Raw genomic sequence first — 18,567 nt, forward strand, 5'->3', positions numbered from 1 at the left:
TTCCCGGTGCATTTTGATTTTACCCTCCGCATCGGGAAAAATTGGTGGTCAAATCTGGGGTCAGGTTAGTTCGATAATGGAGTGACCCCCATATGTCCCTTACCGACGCGAAAATCCGCACTCTCAAGCCTTCTGACAAACCCTTTAAAGTCTCCGATTCCCACGGTCTGTATCTGCTGGTCAAGCCGGGTGGCTCACGTCACTGGTATCTCAAGTACCGTATTAACGGTAAAGAATCCCGCATTGCGCTGGGTGCCTATCCTGCCGTCTCCCTCTCTGATGCGCGACAGCAGCGTGAAGGTGTCCGTAAAATGCTGGCGCTGAATATCAACCCGGTACAGCAGCGGGCTGCTGAACGTGGCTCACGAACACCGGATAAAGCTTTTAAAAACGTGGCGCTGGCGTGGCATAAAAGTAACCGGAAATGGTCGCAGAACACCGCTGACCGTCTGCTTGCCAGCCTGAACAATCACATCTTTCCGGTTATCGGGAACCTGCCTGTATCAGAACTTAAACCCCGTCATTTCATTGACCTGCTGAAAGGGATCGAGGAAAAAGGTCTGCTGGAAGTTGCGTCCCGCACGCGGCAGCACTTGAGTAACATAATGCGCCATGCGGTCCATCAGGGGTTAATCGATACTAACCCGGCAGCAAACCTTGGCGGCGTGACCACACCTCCTGTCAGACGGCACTATCCTGCCCTGCCACTGGAGCGGCTGCCTGAACTGCTTGAACGTATTGAGGCATATCATCAGGGCCGCGAACTTACCCGGCTTGCCGTCCTGCTGATGCTGCATGTGTTCATTCGCTCCAGTGAACTGCGTTTCGCCCGCTGGTCAGAGATTGATTTCACAAACCGGGTCTGGACGATACCCGCGACGCGAGAACCCATTATTGGCGTGCGTTATTCCGAGCGCGGGGCCAAAATGCGAATGCCGCATATCGTCCCCCTCTCAGAACATGTCATCGCCATTCTGAAACAGATTAAAGATATCACCGGTAATAATGAACTGGTCTTCCCCGGCGACCATAACCCGTATAAGCCAATGTGTGAAAACACGGTCAACAAGGCATTGCGGGTGATGGGCTACGACACAAAAAAGGATATCTGTGGCCACGGCTTTCGGGCGATGGCATGCAGTGCGCTGATGGAATCGGGTTTATGGTCAAAGGACGCAGTAGAACGCCAGATGAGTCATCAGGAGCGCAATACCGTGCGCATGGCTTATATTCACAAGGCAGAACATCTGGAAGCCCGCAAGGCGATGATGCAGTGGTGGTCCGATTATCTGGATATATGCCGTGAAGCCTACGTTCCACCATATTTCCTTATCAGAAAATAAAGCATTACGCCAGATAGTTCATGAACTATCTGGCGTAACAAATCAACCCCATATCGGCGTCAATTGATATGGTTTTTTTTAGTTTAAATCCCATGACTGCGAAGGAGTAATGACTCCTGTAAGCTATTTGCCTTTGAAAAAGGCTATTGCGGATGTTCTCTACAGAACATTCCATAGTCTTAAAACGGCCGACAAAGGAAAACTCTAAGAAATGCAGATCAGGCTCCTGACGTATCGAACACGCTGCTGGTTTAGGGCGAGAAGGTACTCGGTTATTAACTTGACGTGAACATTACTGTGTTTGCTTCCCAGCCCCACTCATTCTCCCGGTAAAACCGGAATGTTATCAAGACTGATTAAATAGCAAATAAAAACAACTTTCTCGTGAAAGATTGCATTCACTTTAACGGAATTGAAAACATCACACGCAAAATATCATGTAACTTTCATGGTTTCATGTGATAAGCTGACTCATGTCCCTTGTAAAGTTACATGAGTTTATCTTTCCGATGCGAGTTTGCAACGTCTTATGGTTCGCACACATCACAAAGTAACGCAGGTAAACGCTGTGACATGTAGGGGCCAACAAACAACTTAACTTTACCTTTATAACCACATGATTTTTGGAATGATTTATGACTGTATCGTTCAAACTTCGCATGTTGTGCTTAACCGGTACACTGGCTGTCATCGGGCTGTTCCTTTCAAAACAGAGCGTCATACCCGGCGCGTATGCACTTGAGACATCAAACTTTAAAACGGTGCGAACTACGTCCGCAGTTGTTCATACGGTAAACGACTGGGTCGAATTCTCGGGAAAACTGGAAGCCACCGATGAGGTCACTGTACGTTCAAAAGTTACAGGCTCGATTGTGGATGTTAAGTTCAGGGATGGTCAGTTGGTCAGGAAAGGCGATATTTTATTTATTATCGATCCAGCCCCTTATAAGACTGAACTGGCCCGGGCTCGTGCAGCATACGCGCAGGCAAAAGCGAAGCAGGACTTGGCATTGCTGGATCTGTCCCGGGGGAAAAAACTTATCGGGACCCATGCTATCTCACAGCGCGATTATGACGTTCTGAACAATGCCGCCCGGGAATCGAAAGCAGCCAGGGAGATTGCCGAAGCTGAGGTCGAGAGCGCCAGGCTCAGCGAAAGCTATACCCGGATCACCGCACCGGTAACTGGCCGTATTTCCAGAGCAGAACTGACAGTCGGTAATCTGGTCGCAGCCGGTATTGACAGTCCAGTTCTTGCATCCATTGTTGCTCTTGATCCCTTGTATGTCGCTTTTAATGCGGATGAACGAACCTATCTTAATTATATCGACAAGCTTTCAAATAAAGACAAACCTGAAGTGCTGGTAGGACTGGCCGATGAAAAAGATTATCCACATAAAGCCATTCTTCATTCTGTGGATAATCATCTCAGTACTGAAACCGGCACTATCAGGATGCGCGCACTTCTTGATAATCCATCATCAAGGTTGCTTCCCGGTTTACAGGCCCGGGTCAGACTCCAGGCAAGCAAATCTTATACAGCAGTATTGATTGACCAGACACTGATCCGCACCGACCAGGACAGACGCTATGTTCTGGTAGTCGGAAACAATGACAAAGTTGAATATCGCCCCCTCGAACTGGGAAACAGACAGGGGGAACTGATTGTTGTGAAAAAAGGCCTAAATAAGGGTGACAGAGTTATTTCCGGTGGGGCGCAGTTGGTCAGTCCCGGTGAAACAGTCGTTGTCAGCAAAGACGAATCCCCTTCTTCAAAATCCCGGGAAGGAAATAAGTCATCATGAAAGTATCAAAATTCTTTATCGACAGGCCGGTTTTTGCTGGAGTACTGTCTGCGTTGTTCATTCTGGCAGGGATTATCGCCATATTTCGTCTACCGGTATCGGAATACCCACCGGTTGTCCCCCCATCCGTTATCGTTCATGCCCAGTATCCCGGAGCTAATGCCACCACGATTGCACAGACGGTTGCAGCTCCAATAGAGGAAACTGTGAACGGCGTAGAGAATATGCTGTATATGCAGTCACTTTCAAATGAGGATGGCAATCTCTATCTGACAGTGACCTTCAAACTGGGCACAGATCCCGATCAGGCTCAGCAATGGGTGCAGAACCGGGTGTCGCAGGCTCTGCCCCGGTTACCTGAAGATGTCCAGCGACTGGGTGTCACAACGAATAAAAGCTCGCCGAATATCACACTTGCCGTTCATATGATATCGCCTGATGGCAGATATAACGATAATTACATCAGTAATTACGCCATACGTAACATCAAAGACCAGCTCTCGCGTATTGAGGGAGTTGGCCAGGTATCAGTATGGGGCCCCGGTGGTTACGCGATGCGAATCTGGCTTAATCCTGATGCTATGGCTGCTCGCGGACTGACGACATCAGATGTCGCCTCTGCTATCCGTGAACAAAACGCCCAGTCACCAGTGGGAAGCGTTGGCGCAGCCCCTATGGCAGAAGAAACACCGTTACAGTTGTCAGTTAATGCCAGCGGTCGGCTTAAAACGGCTGAAGAATTTGGCAACATTGTGCTCCATGCCCGACAGGATACCAGAACGACATTATTGAAGGATGTCGCCCGTATTGAACTGGCCGCTGAAAATTATGCCATGCGTACTTACCTGGATAAAAAGCCTGCGGTAGCGCTGGCCATACAGGAGTCTCCGGGCGCAAATGCTCTGGAAATTGCCTCACAAGTAAGTCGCACAATGAAAGATCTGAAAAAACAGTTCCCTGAAGGACTGGATTACCAGATAGTTTATAATCCAACCAAATCAGTCAGGGCGGGTATAGAAGCTGTGCTTCATACTCTTTTTGAGGCCATACTCCTCGTGGTACTGGTTGTTTTTCTTTTCCTCCAGACCTGGCGAGCATCAATCATTCCTCTGCTGGCTGTTCCCGTTTCGATAACCGGCACAATGGCATTTCTGTACCTTTTTGGGTTTTCAATCAATGCCCTGAGCCTTTTTGGCCTCGTCCTGGCTATTGGCATTGTCGTTGATGATGCCATTGTTGTTGTTGAAAATGTAGAAAGAAACATAGAAAGAGGCATGACGCCATATCATGCCGCCTGCAAGGCTATGCAGGAAGTCAGTAGTCCCATTATTGCGATCGCGCTGACGCTGAGTGCCGTATTTGTTCCGCTGGCTTTTATGAGTGGCCTGACCGGGAGGTTTTATCAGCAGTTTGCAGTGACAATAGCAGTTTCAACGATTATCTCCGCTATTAACTCCCTTACGCTCTCACCGGCTCTCTCTGCCATGCTGCTGAAGTCACGTGATTCAGACAGCGACTGGCTTACGCGCATTATGTATCGTAGTTGTGGACGGTTCTTTACTGTTTTCAACCGCCTGTTCAACAGTAGTGCCAGGCGATATGAAAAAGGTGTTGGCGCGCTTGGCCAGCGCAAGATTCTGATTATGGTGATTTATGGCATTCTGCTGGCAATTACGCTGTTACTGGGCAGGTCTGTACCTGGGGGGTTTATCCCTGCTCAGGATAAAGAATACCTTATCAGTTTTGTGCAGCTTCCTGCTGGCACATCATTGTCCAGAACAGACCGGGTACTGGAAAAAATGAATGAAATAGCACGAAGTGAGCCAGGAGTATCTTCCACATCTTCTTATGCTGGATTGTCTGTAAACGGAACCACCACAAGCCCTGGTTCCGGTCTGACATTTGTCCTCCTCAAGCCTTTTGAGCAACGGCCTGGCATTAGCGCAGATGATGTTGCCGCCTCTCTGAATGCCAGATATCAGTCACTTCCTGGCACAGATTTTGCGGCCGTTTTCCCGGCACCACCCGTTATGGGTCTGGGTTCCCTGGGGGGATTCAAATTGCAGCTTGAAGACAGAGGAAATATCGGTTACGACGGAATGGCCGAAGTACTTCGACGCTTTCAGGCAGAAGCAGCTAAATCACCTGTGCTGACGCCACTTTTTTCAACATACCAGAATAATTTTCCACAAATTAATGTCGATATTGACCGTAATCGCGCCAAACAACTTGGGGTGAACATCAGTGATATCACCGAGACATTACAATCCTATCTTGGCTCATATTATATAAATGATTTCAATATAATAGGTCGTGTATATCAGGTAAGAATGCAGGCCGACGCAGAGTTCAGGGCGACCCCGGAGGATATACTGAAACTACAGACCCGAAATGCCGATGGCAATATGGTACCGCTGTCTGCCATAGCCCGTATTGAGCCGACACACGGTCCTGAGCTGGTTACCCGTTATAACGGTTTTACAGCGGTCGATCTTAGTGGCACTCCTGCTCCAGGCTATTCTTCAAGTCAGGCGATGGAAGAGATTGAACGTATAGCGATGAAAACACTTCCACCCGGCGTAGAGTATGAGTGGACAGACCTGACCTACCAGCAAATTCTTGCAGGCAACAGTGCCGTCTGGATTTTTCCACTCTGTGTATTATTGGTATTCCTGGTGCTGGCTGCCCAGTATGAAAGCCTTACGCTCCCTTTGGCTGTCATTATGATTGTCCCAATGAGTATCCTTTCTGCACTTACCGGGGTGTGGCTGACTCATGGGGACAATAATATCTTTACGCAAATTGGATTTATCATCCTGGTCGGGCTCGCATCTAAAAATGCCATTCTTATCGTTGAATTTTCCCGTGAACTTGAGTTTTCAGGTAAGTCTGCCTTTAACGCGGTGAAAGAGGCATGCCGTCTCAGGCTGCGTCCAATTCTGATGACCTCACTGGCTTTCATCATGGGTGTAATCCCCCTGATGGTATCGCATGGAGCAGGCGCTGAGATGCGTCAGGCAATTGGGATATCAGTATTCTTTGGCATGCTCGGCGTCACCCTTTTTGGCTTGTTTATGACCCCCGTGTTCTACCTGTTAGCCCGACAAATATCAGGGAAACCACTGCACTCGGCCACTTTACCGGATGCGCCTGAGGAACGGCCGATAACAGAACAGGCTTCAGACTAAAATTTATGGTGACCTTTCAACAGCCGGACATTATATGATGCCCGGCTGTTGAATTTATTTATGTTTAAGAACTTCCGGCACAAGCTTATCAAGGGTAAGTTCAGCAAAGCGGTTCGTAATCAGACGTCTCGCCTCTTCAAGCGTATCACTTATTTCATTGTTAACTGCATCCTCTATCTGGCATTTGTCATGCTCAGTCGCCCAGCCTATTGAAAAAAGTTCAGTGCTGCCAATAGCGTGGAAAACCTGAAGGAGAGTGATGTCTCCGAGAGATTTCTGGAGTGTCCAGCCACCTCCATGCCCTTTTTCAGAATGAATGATACCCGCCTGTTTGAGCCCCTGGAAAAGGCGTCTGACCACGACCGGATTCGTATTGATCATCAATGCTATATCTTCCGAGGTAACGGGATCGCGTATTTTATCCATATGTATCAGCACGTGTAATGCACGGGACAGCCGGTGGTCTTTTCTCATTTTTTATCCTGTTTACTGCGAAGCTTCTTATGAAACTTTCGTTGTTGCATAAGCGGTGCGATATCATGTATCTTATACTATTACATGAAATCCATACAGAGAGTATTTTTTATGTCATTCGATAATGTGTCAGAACAGTTATGGGTCTGCCTCGTCATTGCACTGATGTCCAGTTGCATTTCAATCACCGTCACACAGCAGGAAATGTTTCGCCCGTTGCGTGAATGGATGGTCAAAAAAAATGCCATGGCAGGTTACCTGTTCAGTTGTTTTTATTGTTTCAGTCACTGGGTGGTTTTTGCCGGTGTTGCAATTTACAGGCCCGTTCTTGTTCATTCAGGATTCTGGTTAATTGACCTTGCGGTTACGGCATTCTTTACCATCGGTTTAACGGCCATGTTCAGCGGGATCATTCTGAAAGTGATGAGAAACGCTATTGCCAAGGCGATTGAAGAAAAAGAAATGAAAGACAAGCTGGGTTTGTAACTCGAACGGGCCTGAAAACCTGGTGATGAAAGCAGGACGGTTAGCCCGGCAATCTGCGCATAAAAATGGCACGACTGCTTTACGCTTTCGCACCAGGTTTTGCGATGTTTTACGTTCGTCTTCCACGCAGTTCACAGAGGTACAGGTACATACTGGTTCTGGCTGCCGGTGTTGATGTGCCGGCAGGTGTAGCTGACATTTTTGTTACGAACGAAAATCCTACAGGTTATTCAGATAACCTTCATATCAGCATGAACTGTTAGCGTCCTGGCGTCTCAGTCCGGTTTACAGTGAACATTTGCGCATGAATATCGACAGTTGCAGATTAGTGTGTCGACGTCGCTGCTTCGAGTTGCGCAGGTTCCATCAGTGCGAATGCTGTGCGCATTTTACGTGTCTCCTCTCCGGGGCTGCGACCAAACAGTCTTTTGAACTCCCGATTGAACTGCGACGCACTTTCGTAGCCGACCCGCGCTGCTGCCCCTGCTGCAGTAACGTTATCCCGTATCATCATCAGTCGCGCCTGATGAAGACGCACTGACTTGATGTACTGAATGGGAGAAGTCGCCGCCACGGCTTTGAAATGCGCATGAAAAGCCGGAACGCTCAGGCCAGCTTCGTGCGCAAGTGAAGCCACATCCAGTGGACGGGCGTAATCGAGGTGGATACGCCGTAACGTACGTGCAATACGTCCAAAGTTGCCATGACAGGCCAGCGCAGCACGAATGGCTCCGCCCTGTTCACCCAGCAGCACACGAAAAATCAGCTCCCGCACAATCCCCGGGCCCAGAACCCGCGCTTCAAGTGGTGAAAATAATACCTTCAGAAGACGAACTGTCGTATCTGCCAGCGTGTCGTCAAGTGGTGTGGAGACAATGCCAACGGGTGAACCTGATGCAGTGGCATGGTGATCGACAGCCATAACCAGGTCTGCCACAGCTGTCATATCCAGACGAATGGACACAGCAAGCAAAGGCTCTGCCGGACTGGCATCTGTCTCGCTTGAAAATGGCAGAGGTACTGACAGCACCAGGTAGTGCAATGGGTCGTAGTGGTAAACCCTGTCGGCCAGGTAACCTCTTTTGTGCCCCTGACAGACAATAACAATGCCTGGTTCGTACAACACGGGGGTACGCCCCAGCGCGCCGTCAGCACGCATCAGACGCACGCCATCCAGCAACGTACGGGTGTGACCTTCATGAGGGGCGAGCTGGCAAATCATAGCCGCCATTTCGGACTGTTGAGATATGGAGGGCAATCTTTCTGGCATACAGCAGACCTGCTAATTGAATTTAATGATTATATTTTCACTCCCTGCATGCTTAAAAATCAATAAAGAAAATAGGATTAGGCAATGATGCAAGAGTGTCAGGCCTGTCGTCGTATGTGCCCTCTCTTTATGATACCTGCCTGTTTGATATTCCAATGACATTCCCTGTCCCGCCCGGTGACAGGCAAGGAGGAGTGATGAAAACAGTGGTATCAGAAACGTCTAAAGTGGTCATTCTTACCGGTGCCAGTAGTGGTATAGGTGAGGCCACAGCCCGTCATCTTTCCCGGAAGGGGCATCATTTGTTTATCGGTGCCAGACGTATTGAAAAACTGACCGCACTGGCGACAGAGTTGCGGGCAACGGGGGGTAGTGTTGATGCCATGGCAATTGACGTCACGCGACAAGAAGATTTGCAACGCATCGCAGCCAGGGCGCTGGAGAAGCACGGACGTATTGACGCGCTCATAAATAACGCTGGCGTTATGCCACTCTCACCGCTGGCAGCGTTGAAGGTCGAAGAGTGGAACCGCATGCTGGATGTCAATGTTCGGGGCGTTCTGCACGGGATAGCCGCCGTCCTGCCGATCATGCAGGAGCAGGGTTATGGTCACATCATTAATATTGCCTCCACAGGCGCGTATACGGTCTCGCCCACAGCCGCTGTCTATTGCGCCAGCAAGTTTGCCGTGCGCGCTATTTCTGACGGGCTTCGGCAGGAGACCGATGCGATCCGGGTGACGCTGGTCAGCCCGGGAGTGGTCGAGTCAGAACTTGCCGATCATATTACGGACGAAACAGCCCGGACTGCCATGCGCGAATTCCGGCGCATCGCCTTACCTCCGGAGCCCGTGGCGCAGGCAATCGCCTATGCCATCGAACAACCCGCTGGCGTTGATATCAGCGAACTCATCGTCCGTCCTGTGGCCAGTCCTCATTAACCGTAAACATGTTTTCATTTATTCAGGAGTGTTCATGTCAGAGTCAGGCTCTTTTTCCAGGGCTATGCCCTTTGCAGGCCGTGTTGCGATCGTCACCGGTGCCGCCAGCGGTATCGGCCTGGCGACCGTCGAACTGTTGCACCGCCAGGGCGCACGTATCGTCGCCGTTGGCCGGGGGGATAATGTCAATGCGCTTGCACGTGAAGGTATTGTCCCCGTTGTCGCCGACGTGACTCAGGAAGCCAGTGCGGAACTGGCCGTGCGGACTGCAACAGAACAGTTCGGTCGCCTCGACGTCTTAATCAACAACGCTGGCATCATCATCAACCAGCCGGTGGCAGAAATGACGCTCAGGGAATGGAACCAGGTCATGGCTGTTAATGCCACGGGCGCATTTCTTTTCTCAAGGGAAGCCATGCGCCCAATGATGGCGGCAAAATCGGGTGCAATCGTTAATATTGGTTCTTACGCCTGTTATCAGTCTTTTCCCGGTATCGCCGCCTATGCAGCTTCCAAGGGGGCGCTGGCACAGTTAACCCGTACACTCGCGCTGGAAGCTATCACTCACGGTATTCGTGTTAATGCAGTCGGCTCCGGAGATGCGGTGACAAACATCACGAATACAATCCAGCCCGACGGGCAGGCATATCTGGCAGAGCATGGTCGTAAAGCGCCGGTTGGCCGTGCAGCCCACCCCGATGAAATCGCAGAAGTCGCCGCCTTTCTGGCTTCAGACAGGGCCAGTTACATTGTCGGCGCAGTAGTTATGGCCGACGGTGGCATGAGTGTCGCCATTCAGTGATGCAATTCATTTTTCAACAACAGGAGTCTTCATCAATGCAACAACAAACCTCCCCTGCAAAAGTCTGGTTTATCACCGGCGCTGCTCGTGGTATTGGCCTTTCGCTGGCACGCCAGTTACTGGCGCGAGGCGATGCCGTAGCCGCAACCTCCCGCACCCTGACCAGTCTGCGTCAGGCATTCGGCGACGATAACGCGCGACTGCTGGCGCTGGAGGTGGACCTGGTGAACGAAGCCAGCGTTCAAAAAGCCATCGACAGCACCATTGCCGCCTTCGGGCGCATTGACTGTGTGGTCAACAACGCAGGCTACGGCCAGCAGGGCACCATTGAAGCATTAACTGACAGCGAATTGCGTCGCAATTTCGATGTTAATGTGTTTGCTCCCCTGCATGTACTGCGCCATGCCCTGCCGCATATGCGTACGCGGCGCAGCGGCCATATCTTCAACGTGGCGTCGATCGTGGGCTTTCAGGGCGGTTACGCGGGCTGGGGCAGCTATGTCGCCAGCAAATTCGCACTGGCCGGTCTGACCGAAACCCTGGCGGCCGAACTGGCCGAGCTGAACATCAGAGCCACAGTGGTCTATCCTGGACCGGTGCGCACCGGGTTCCTGTCGAAGGAGACGCTGGTCGTGGCCCAGCGCACAATCGCTGATTATACCGAAGCTCAGGCCTCGCTGGACCTCCATCTGAACGGTCTGGACGGCAAACAGGCGGGCAATCCTGATAAAGTCGCTTCTCTGATACTGCAGGCGGCCAGTGCTGACGCCCCACCCGTGCATCTTTTTGCAGGTAAGATTGCTAACACCCTTGCTGAACAAAAAATGCATGCAGTGAGTCAGGACCTTGATGTCTGGCGAAGAGCGTCAGACGCCACGGATTTTGAAGAGTAATAACCCATTCTCCGGGGACATGTGAACCACACGGTCCCTGATTTTCTTTCTGGAGGATATCTCATGCATGACAGCCTGCCTGCGGAAAAAGCGTACCGTATTCTTGAAGCTGGTCCCGTTATTCTGGTGTCCACGAGGGGGACAGATGGCCGAACGAATCTGATGACCGCAGGTTTCCACATGATGATGCAGCATGCCCCACCGCTGGTCGGTGTTATTATCGGCCCCTGGGATTACAGCTATCAGGCGCTGTCAGATACCGGGGAATGTGTTCTGGCTGTACCGCCAGCCGGGATGGCAAAGGCCGTTGTGGACATCGGTAATTGCTCGGGAGAAACAGACGACAAATTTGCGCGTTTCGGCCTGACCCCCGTTGCCGCGCAATCGGTCAGTGCGCCTCTGGTAGATGAATGCGTGGCTAACCTGGAGTGCAGAGTGGTGGATGACCGACAGGTGCGTCGCTATAACCTGTGGGTGCTGGAAGTTCGGCGGATTTGGCTTGACAGCGCATGGCAGGAACTGCGCCTGCTCCACCATCAGGGTGATGGCCGTTTCAGTGTCGACGGAGAGACGCTTGACCTCAGTGACAGGATGGTAAAATGGCGCGACCTGATGAACTGAATTTTTACTAGTGCTTGTTGGTAATACATTACCGGCAAAAGCCGGTAATGTATTACCATGAAAAAGGACGCCGGTCTTGTGATCCATCCCGTAGCAGGATCTGACGGCCAACAGAATGAAAATGTACGCTAAAAAAGTTAACTCTCTTTTTACTTTACTGACGATTATCCAGGTGACTTAACATCGTTCTGCTCCAGTCATAAAAAGCGCGAACTGACGGTGGTATATATCGGCTATAGGGGTATACCAGGGATAGCGGTAATTCAGAGGTGCTGTTCTCCAGACAGGAGACCAGTTCCCCGCTTTGCAGGTATGGCGTAGCCAGATAACTGGCGACACGGATCAACCCAACCCCCTGTATCCCGGCCTGAATATATGCATCGGTATCGTCAACGATTAGCGCCTCTCTCATACGGATCGCCCGCTCCCCATCATCAAGGGTAAAAAACCATTCAGTTGTGCGTCCGGTGCGGTGATTCAGATAGCCAACCGCGTGATGCTTTTCCAGTTCATCCAGTTTTTGCGGCTTGCCGAAAGCATCAATATAAGACGGCGCGGCCAGAACGACCCAGGTAAAACCAGGCAGTGGGCGGGCAACCAGGGTTGTTGAATCTTCGATCCTGCCAGTACGGATCACGCAGTCATACCCTTCCCTGATGATATCCTCAACATTATCGCTTGAGCACAGCATCACTTCCAGCCCGGGGTACTGGCGGAGAAACGACGGGAGCCCGGGGATAATGCAATGTCGGGCGAGGGAATGGGGCATCCCCACTTTGAAACGGCCTCCTGGCTGCTCAGATCGTGCGGGAAAAGACGACTCCATGGCGGCAATATCCGTCAGGATCCTTTTGCATTCGTCGTAGTAGCGCTGGCCCTCCGCCGTGATGCTGAGTTTGCGGGTAGTACGCTGCAAAAGCTGGATACCAAGCCAGGACTCCAGCTCCCGGATAACCCTGGAAACCGTAGAGCGTGGCAGGCCAAGCACTTCTGCCGCTCTTGCAAAGCCATGCGAGTCCACCACGCTGACATAGACCTGCATTGCTCCCAGTTTATCCATCCCGTCCTCTCTTGCCTGTACACGTCTATTATCCCATAACAGCGAATAGTCTAACCCGGTTCCGTGATCTTATCGAAGGTCCATCGCTGCCTTACTCTTACTCCCACTCAATGAACAAGTCTAACAGCGTATAAGGAACCAATATGGCAGAGCATAAATTACACTCAGGTGAAAAAGTACTGGTCCTGGGTGCCGGACAACTCGGGGCGGCTGTACTGCAGCATCTGCTCCCGGCAGTCACTCAGCGCGAGGGCACTGTGTGCGTTATCGTTTCGCCTCGTGCCTGGGATGAACAAGGTCAACTGAGAGCTTCCACGCATCAAAAATATGTGGATGCCGGTGCAAAATTAATCCCTCTGGATATCGCCGCCTGCACAACGGACTCCCTGAAGGATCAATTTAAAGAGTTTGATACCGTTATCAATTGCATGGGGTTTGTTGCAGGCGCTGGTACTCAGATAAAAATCACCCGCGCAGTGCTGGAAGCCGGAGTTAACCGCTACTTTCCATGGCAGTTTGGTGTTAACTACGATGTCGTTGGCAAAGGAAGCGGCCAGCCGGTCTGGGACGAACAGTATGATGTAAGAACCCTACTGCGAGAACAACACAATACCGAATGGATCATTATCTCCACCGGTATGTTTACCAGCTTTCTCTTCGAGCCTGCATTCGATGTGGTGAATTTATCCGAACGGACTATCAATGCGCTGGGGGGATGGGACACACAGGTTACAGTAACTTCTCCGGAAGATATCGGCCGACTCACCACCGACATTTATCTACATCAACCGCGTATTGCCAACGAAGTAGTGTTTGTTGCAGGAGAAACGACTTCCTATGGTGAACTGGCAGAAACGGTCGAGCGAGTGACACAACAAACCTTTGCAAAAAAGGTTCTGACCCTGCCAACCTTGCTGGAGGAATTACAGGCCAACCCGGATGACCAGATGCTTCGCTATCGTGCGGCCTTCGCCCGAGGAGACGGTATGTGGTGGCCGATGAACGACACCTGGAACGTGCAGAACAATATTCCCACGCAGAATATCGCAGCCTGGCTTAAGTCATCCATTTAATTATTAATCAAGGGATTATCAATGAAAACTACCATGACGTTGTTATTCGTCTCTATAGTCCTGCCTTTTTCAGTCTGTGCTCAAACCGTGACGGCAACAGGCGATACGGAGCAGACGGAAGAAAAAAATTCGCCAGCAGGCTGACAGGGATTATAAAATCACCGAAGCCCGCATGGGAAATAAAGTATATATCACAGCAGAAAAAGTCCTGCCGGAATAAATAGTTCTGGGTGAAACAGCCCCTTGAATTTACCAGGTATGGCTGTCGACGCAGTCAAGGATATTTATATCGTATTACATACTGGAGGTTTTTATTTTGATTCGTCAATAAATTTATAAAGTATAACGGGTGGGTAACTGAGAGTTTTACCGTACGTGTCAGGTAAAACTCCCCCACCATCATGTACAGCAACTCCAGTCTCCCCCCCTGCAGCAGTACTTGCGGATACCTAGTTCAGAAAATTGCGAATGACTTACACACCCGGCATATCTGAATGACCTGTTCTGAATGCCTGGGGACTGCTTGCAGGCAGATATCATTGCGTAACTAAAAAAGTCACATAAGATTTTGTCCTAAATAAAATCAGGATGTAAGGTGCCTGTTAAACAAAATAATGATTTAATGGAAACCAAATAATGTTTAGTTCTGTAATCTGATAATTTATAATAATTTGTACGGTTGTGAAATTTAAAAATTACCGTCAGGTAGAGAGGCGAGTAACTGGCGTGGCTACTCACCTCACACCCGATATATGAATACTACAGGATACTGATAGTATTTTTCTCGTGGCTCAAATTTTCAGCCAATTAAGTCCTGCAACTCACTGACCGTATTGTGGCTTGAGTACCTGTCAAGCAGACCAAACAACGGGTCCCATTCATGGATTTCAAGTTTAGCGATGAGACCTTCACGAGCAAAAGGGTCCGCACTGATCATGGACTGGACTTCATCGCGCGTCTCAGCCCTGAAAATAAGAAATCCCGCCCGCAGCGGCGTGTTTTTGAGCGGACCGGACGCTAACAGTTTGCCCTGTTCTATCAGACCTTTCAGATAAATCACATGCTCGCGCACAAAGGTATTCCAGCCGGTGCCATCCGGATGGTCCATTCTGACAATATAAATGTGCATCGTTTTTGCTGTCCTGTTCATGAGACAAAAAATAAGCATAATAAGTATTAGCAGTTTTTAAAATTCGCCAATATTGAGTTCTGAAACAACCAGGAGTAGCGAATGCTGGATAAACTTACCGGAATGCGGGCCTTCGTTGTTGTGGTTCAGACAGGCTCTTTTGTTGCGGCCGCAGACCGGCTCGATATGTCGCCTCAGATGGTGGCCCGCCATATCGCCACACTTGAGAAGCAGCTTGAAACGCGCCTGCTTAACCGAACGACGCGCAGGCAAAGCCTGACGCCGGCAGGCTCGCTGTACTACAGGCGGTGTGAAACAATTTTACAAGCCATCAACAGTGCAGAACGGGAAGCAAGCAGTTCGAGTGCGATTCTTGCAGGTACGCTACGGCTGAATGCGCCGGTAACATTCGGCCGTTATGTCTTAGTGGATTTTTTGAGCATATTTCTTGAGCGTTATCCGCAAATGCGTATTGAACTTATTCTTTCTGATGACGTTATTAATCCTGCTTCAGAAGATTTTGACCTGGTGATACGCATCGGCGAGCTTGATAAGAAACTCAGACTTGCGGCAAAACCGTTGCCTGCGTACCGATTTATTGCATGCGCTGCTCCTCAATACCTGGCAAAGTACGGTCATCCAGAACAACCTTCTGATCTGAAACATCATGAGTGTCTGGTTTTTGCACCTTGGTCTGCGGGATTAAGCCATTACTGGCCTTTTTCCAGCAGTGAGGGATATGCGGAAGTGATGGTAAACTCTCGTCTGGCTATTAACGACTGGGGAGCAATCCTTGAGGCGGCATTAAGAGGTACTGGCTTGCTATTTGGTTATGAAAAGGGACTTGAACGATTTATTAAAATGGGAAAACTCGTTCCTGTTCTGGAAGATTTTAATATTCCTCCTCGGGAAATGCATTTATTGTATGACCCTTCTCGGGCTAACGAAAACCGGTATAAAGTTTTTATTGACGAATTGTATGAACATCTTAGCTAATTATTCCGCTAAGCCTTTTAATAACAGCAATCTCACTTAGGCATCACTGCTGTCAGTCAATTTCACTGCAGATGCGCAATAGCCTATCTCATTGGGTTATTTATTTTGCCATTAGGAACGAACATTCACCTAAAAGCTGAGATGAAATTTCTTTTTTATTTAAGACACCTGACTTGTCTTGAAGTAAGGCTATCTCCTCTGTTCAGGTGGTTAAATTCAATCTGCCATTACAAAACCAGCATAACGGTGTTAGAAGTGAGGGATTTTTGAAGTGCCCCCCTCCCTGGACATTCTCAGAATGGGCAGTACCTGCAATTTTATCCGTTGGAACAGACATCTGACTTAAACCGGATTCGTATTGATCATCAAGGATATATCTTCAGAGGTAACGGCACCTTGAATTGTATACATATGAATCATTACAAGTAATCCCAGAGTAGCCGGTTGACATTCCCGTTGTTAATACTCGATTGCTGCACTTTCACTTATGACACTTTTGTTGTTGCATAAGAATCTTGTTTTCATGTATCTTATATCATTACATGAAGGTCTTATGAGGGGTACATACTATGTCATTCGATAACGTTTTAGAGCAGTTCTGGGTTTGCATGGTACTAGCGCTGATGTCCAGTTGTACTTCAATCACCGTCACGCAACAGGAAATGTTCCGTCTTTTGCGAGAACGAATGGTCAAGATAAATGCCATGACAGGTTGTCTCCTCAGTTGCTTTTATTGTTTCAGTCACTGGGTGGTTTTAGTGGGTATGGCAATCTACAGGCCTGTTCTCCTTAATTCAGGATTTTGGTTAGTTGACCTCGCTGTTACTGTTTTCTTTACCATCGGTTTAACGTCCATATTCAGAGGTATTATTCTACTGATGATGAGAAATGCCATTGCCAAGGCGATTGAAGAAAAGGACATGAAAGACAACTTTGTTTATAGCATGTACAACACCATACGATATATTTTTCTTCGCAAGGATCGCCACCTCTGCGCCAGGTATGTTGAGTAATTAATAATAAATTGCTTTCACGCCAGTCTATAAACTCTTTTTTCCGCATCATCAGCGACGTCAGTATAGGCTAACTGCCGATGCTGAAATTCAATACCTGCGTGACGATTTGGGATAAATGAGATCTGATACGTTTGGCATATATAATAATCTCCAACCCAATTTCATCTTAGAATGCTCTGAGTCAGTTTACATTATCGCTATATTCGCATGGAGTATTTCTTTGATTCTGGCAAAAGTAAAAATCAAAGACTGGACATATATCATTCAAATTAATAACCAACATACAGTATGAATGTTGTCAGCTTTTTCCCGTGTTTCTAAGGCGCGACCAGTCCCTCTTAAATATCATCCAAACGAAGTTTATTACGTGGAAACTCTTATTAATTGAACTTGAACTAGCATGCCTGAAGTAAGAGCACTGAGTAATGTTAACAGCATTTAAACCAAGTACCATTACCTTGCAATACAAGTGGAGCTTCATTATGAAAAAAGAAAATAATCGCACTGACATTAAATACCCGATAACTGAGTGGTTAACTATACCTGAAGCCATACAACTGGCTCAACACAAATTGAAGTTTAGATTAACAAAAAGTGATATCTACAAGAATGCGCTGAGAGGAAACATCATCCTTTCCATTTATTTTCAGTCACCTATTACATTAAGAAAAATTCAAAAATTAAAAAATAAATTAAAATTTAGACCTATAGAAAACTCATTAACCTCCCGCCTTTGCGCCCTCGAAAAAAAAGCTTTATCGAAGAAAACAATCTGATACTCAGCACAGAAGGAAGATATTTACGCACTGCGCAAAGAATTATAGATACCAGCCTGGCTGGGTATGAATATGTTCTTGTACAACGTCTACTATCACAATCACTTAAAATCCCAGCGCCGATAACTGGAGCTAATGAATTCAATTATGGGCTGACGGTTACTATTTCAGGGGAAATATATCAAATATTTATAAATTCCACATGGAATGAAAGAATACGACAACAAACAGCGTTGCTCCCCGAAGATATCATTCTGGATATTTCCGAAAAAATATCCCATATTGAAGTAAACAACACGCTGAGAAAAGCGTACTTTCCACTCTATAATTTACCTACTGATGCATGTTTTGTTATACGCCATTCAGAACTTGGAAAGCTTATAAACATCCCAACCAAGTCGTTGGCCGTTAAACCCCGTATTTCAACGCCTCTATCACGTCTTTTCTGGCTTGCCTGTTATCATAATGAGGATATAAGGCCTTTACTTCGACAACCTTATAAACTCTTATCCATCTTCGAGCAATGGGCCTCAGACGATGGCATCACAGATCGACTCAGCGGAGACACACTAAAAACCGCGCTAGAACGAGGCTCCCCAGTTTCACCATCATCTAAGATAGCATGATATTTATCATGCTAAAGTTTAAATCCGTATTAAGGATAATAGCCTCCTTGATATGGATTTATTAACTT

The 18,567-nt window shown here is 48.5% G+C and carries 15 protein-coding genes and 2 pseudogenes; 13 read left to right on the top strand and 4 right to left on the bottom strand.

Features of this window, described 5'->3' with window-relative positions:
- Nucleotides 1-92 precede the first annotated feature (92 nt).
- The 3 genes from FN037_RS02875 (at nt 93) to FN037_RS02885 (ending at nt 6,336) form a co-directional block, all read left to right on the top strand.
- Nucleotides 93-1,343: a tyrosine-type recombinase/integrase gene (locus FN037_RS02875; RefSeq protein WP_022065172.1), complete on the top strand. Its 1,251-nt coding sequence runs from the start codon at nt 93-95 to the stop codon at nt 1,341-1,343.
- A gap of 635 nt (nt 1,344-1,978) precedes the next feature.
- Entirely contained in the window at nt 1,979-3,148 is a 1,170-nt protein-coding gene (locus FN037_RS02880; RefSeq protein WP_058679874.1) for an efflux RND transporter periplasmic adaptor subunit, read from the top strand.
- Nucleotides 3,145-6,336 carry an efflux RND transporter permease subunit gene (locus FN037_RS02885; protein WP_142501503.1) on the top strand — a complete coding sequence of 1,064 codons (3,192 nt, stop codon included), beginning with the start codon at nt 3,145-3,147 and terminating at the stop codon, nt 6,334-6,336. Before FN037_RS02880 ends, FN037_RS02885 begins: the two co-directional genes overlap by 4 nt.
- A gap of 54 nt (nt 6,337-6,390) precedes the next feature.
- On the opposite strand, the gene FN037_RS02890 is transcribed toward FN037_RS02885, so the two are convergent.
- Nucleotides 6,391-6,810 (bottom strand): Rrf2 family transcriptional regulator, encoded by a 420-nt coding sequence (locus FN037_RS02890; RefSeq protein WP_142501504.1) that lies wholly within the window; start codon nt 6,808-6,810, stop codon nt 6,391-6,393.
- Between the two features lie 111 nt (nt 6,811-6,921).
- Here FN037_RS02890 and FN037_RS02895 point away from each other — a divergent pair, with 111 nt between their 5' ends.
- Nucleotides 6,922-7,296 carry a hypothetical protein gene (locus tag FN037_RS02895; protein WP_044173415.1) on the top strand — a complete coding sequence of 125 codons (375 nt, stop codon included), beginning with the start codon at nt 6,922-6,924 and terminating at the stop codon, nt 7,294-7,296.
- Between the two features lie 325 nt (nt 7,297-7,621).
- On the opposite strand, the gene FN037_RS02900 is transcribed toward FN037_RS02895, so the two are convergent.
- Nucleotides 7,622-8,527, bottom strand: coding sequence for an AraC family transcriptional regulator (locus FN037_RS02900; RefSeq protein ID WP_038807512.1), 906 nt, complete (start codon nt 8,525-8,527; stop codon nt 7,622-7,624).
- Between the two features lie 236 nt (nt 8,528-8,763).
- Here FN037_RS02900 and FN037_RS02905 point away from each other — a divergent pair, with 236 nt between their 5' ends.
- From FN037_RS02905 to FN037_RS02920, 4 genes are all read left to right on the top strand, one after another.
- Entirely contained in the window at nt 8,764-9,507 is a 744-nt protein-coding gene (locus tag FN037_RS02905) for an SDR family oxidoreductase (protein WP_064184566.1), read from the top strand.
- 34 nt (nt 9,508-9,541) lie between these two features.
- Nucleotides 9,542-10,309, top strand: coding sequence for an SDR family NAD(P)-dependent oxidoreductase (locus FN037_RS02910; RefSeq protein WP_054176400.1), 768 nt, complete (start codon nt 9,542-9,544; stop codon nt 10,307-10,309).
- 35 nt (nt 10,310-10,344) lie between these two features.
- A complete protein-coding gene (locus tag FN037_RS02915) occupies nt 10,345-11,202 on the top strand; it encodes an SDR family oxidoreductase (protein ID WP_075324494.1) in 858 nt (285 codons plus the stop codon).
- A gap of 63 nt (nt 11,203-11,265) precedes the next feature.
- Nucleotides 11,266-11,823 (top strand): flavin reductase family protein, encoded by a 558-nt coding sequence (locus FN037_RS02920; RefSeq protein WP_075324493.1) that lies wholly within the window; start codon nt 11,266-11,268, stop codon nt 11,821-11,823.
- A gap of 154 nt (nt 11,824-11,977) precedes the next feature.
- On the opposite strand, the gene FN037_RS02925 is transcribed toward FN037_RS02920, so the two are convergent.
- Nucleotides 11,978-12,883 (bottom strand): LysR family transcriptional regulator, encoded by a 906-nt coding sequence (locus FN037_RS02925; protein ID WP_075324492.1) that lies wholly within the window; start codon nt 12,881-12,883, stop codon nt 11,978-11,980.
- A 143-nt stretch (nt 12,884-13,026) separates the two neighbouring features.
- Between FN037_RS02925 and FN037_RS02930 the strand changes: the two genes are divergently transcribed.
- Entirely contained in the window at nt 13,027-13,956 is a 930-nt protein-coding gene (locus FN037_RS02930) for an aromatic alcohol reductase (protein WP_075324491.1), read from the top strand.
- Nucleotides 13,957-13,977: 21 nt separating this feature from the next.
- Nucleotides 13,978-14,176 (top strand): annotated as a pseudogene (locus tag FN037_RS24500) (DUF1471 domain-containing protein).
- A 579-nt stretch (nt 14,177-14,755) separates the two neighbouring features.
- Here the strand turns inward: FN037_RS24500 and FN037_RS02940 are convergent.
- A complete protein-coding gene (locus tag FN037_RS02940; RefSeq protein ID WP_075324490.1) occupies nt 14,756-15,085 on the bottom strand; it encodes a YciI family protein in 330 nt (109 codons plus the stop codon).
- A gap of 102 nt (nt 15,086-15,187) precedes the next feature.
- Between FN037_RS02940 and FN037_RS02945 the strand changes: the two genes are divergently transcribed.
- The 3 genes and pseudogenes from FN037_RS02945 (at nt 15,188) to FN037_RS02955 (ending at nt 18,499) form a co-directional block, all read left to right on the top strand.
- Nucleotides 15,188-16,081 (top strand): LysR family transcriptional regulator, encoded by an 894-nt coding sequence (locus FN037_RS02945; RefSeq protein ID WP_022065310.1) that lies wholly within the window; start codon nt 15,188-15,190, stop codon nt 16,079-16,081.
- 569 nt (nt 16,082-16,650) lie between these two features.
- Nucleotides 16,651-17,094 carry a hypothetical protein gene (locus tag FN037_RS02950; protein WP_135681391.1) on the top strand — a complete coding sequence of 148 codons (444 nt, stop codon included), beginning with the start codon at nt 16,651-16,653 and terminating at the stop codon, nt 17,092-17,094.
- A gap of 485 nt (nt 17,095-17,579) precedes the next feature.
- A pseudogene (locus tag FN037_RS02955) lies at nt 17,580-18,499 on the top strand (hypothetical protein).
- Nucleotides 18,500-18,567 lie beyond the last annotated feature (68 nt).

This window comes from Klebsiella sp. 2680, from assembly GCF_900198535.1.
In the GTDB taxonomy this organism is placed as follows: Bacteria; Pseudomonadota; Gammaproteobacteria; order Enterobacterales; family Enterobacteriaceae; genus Klebsiella; species Klebsiella indica.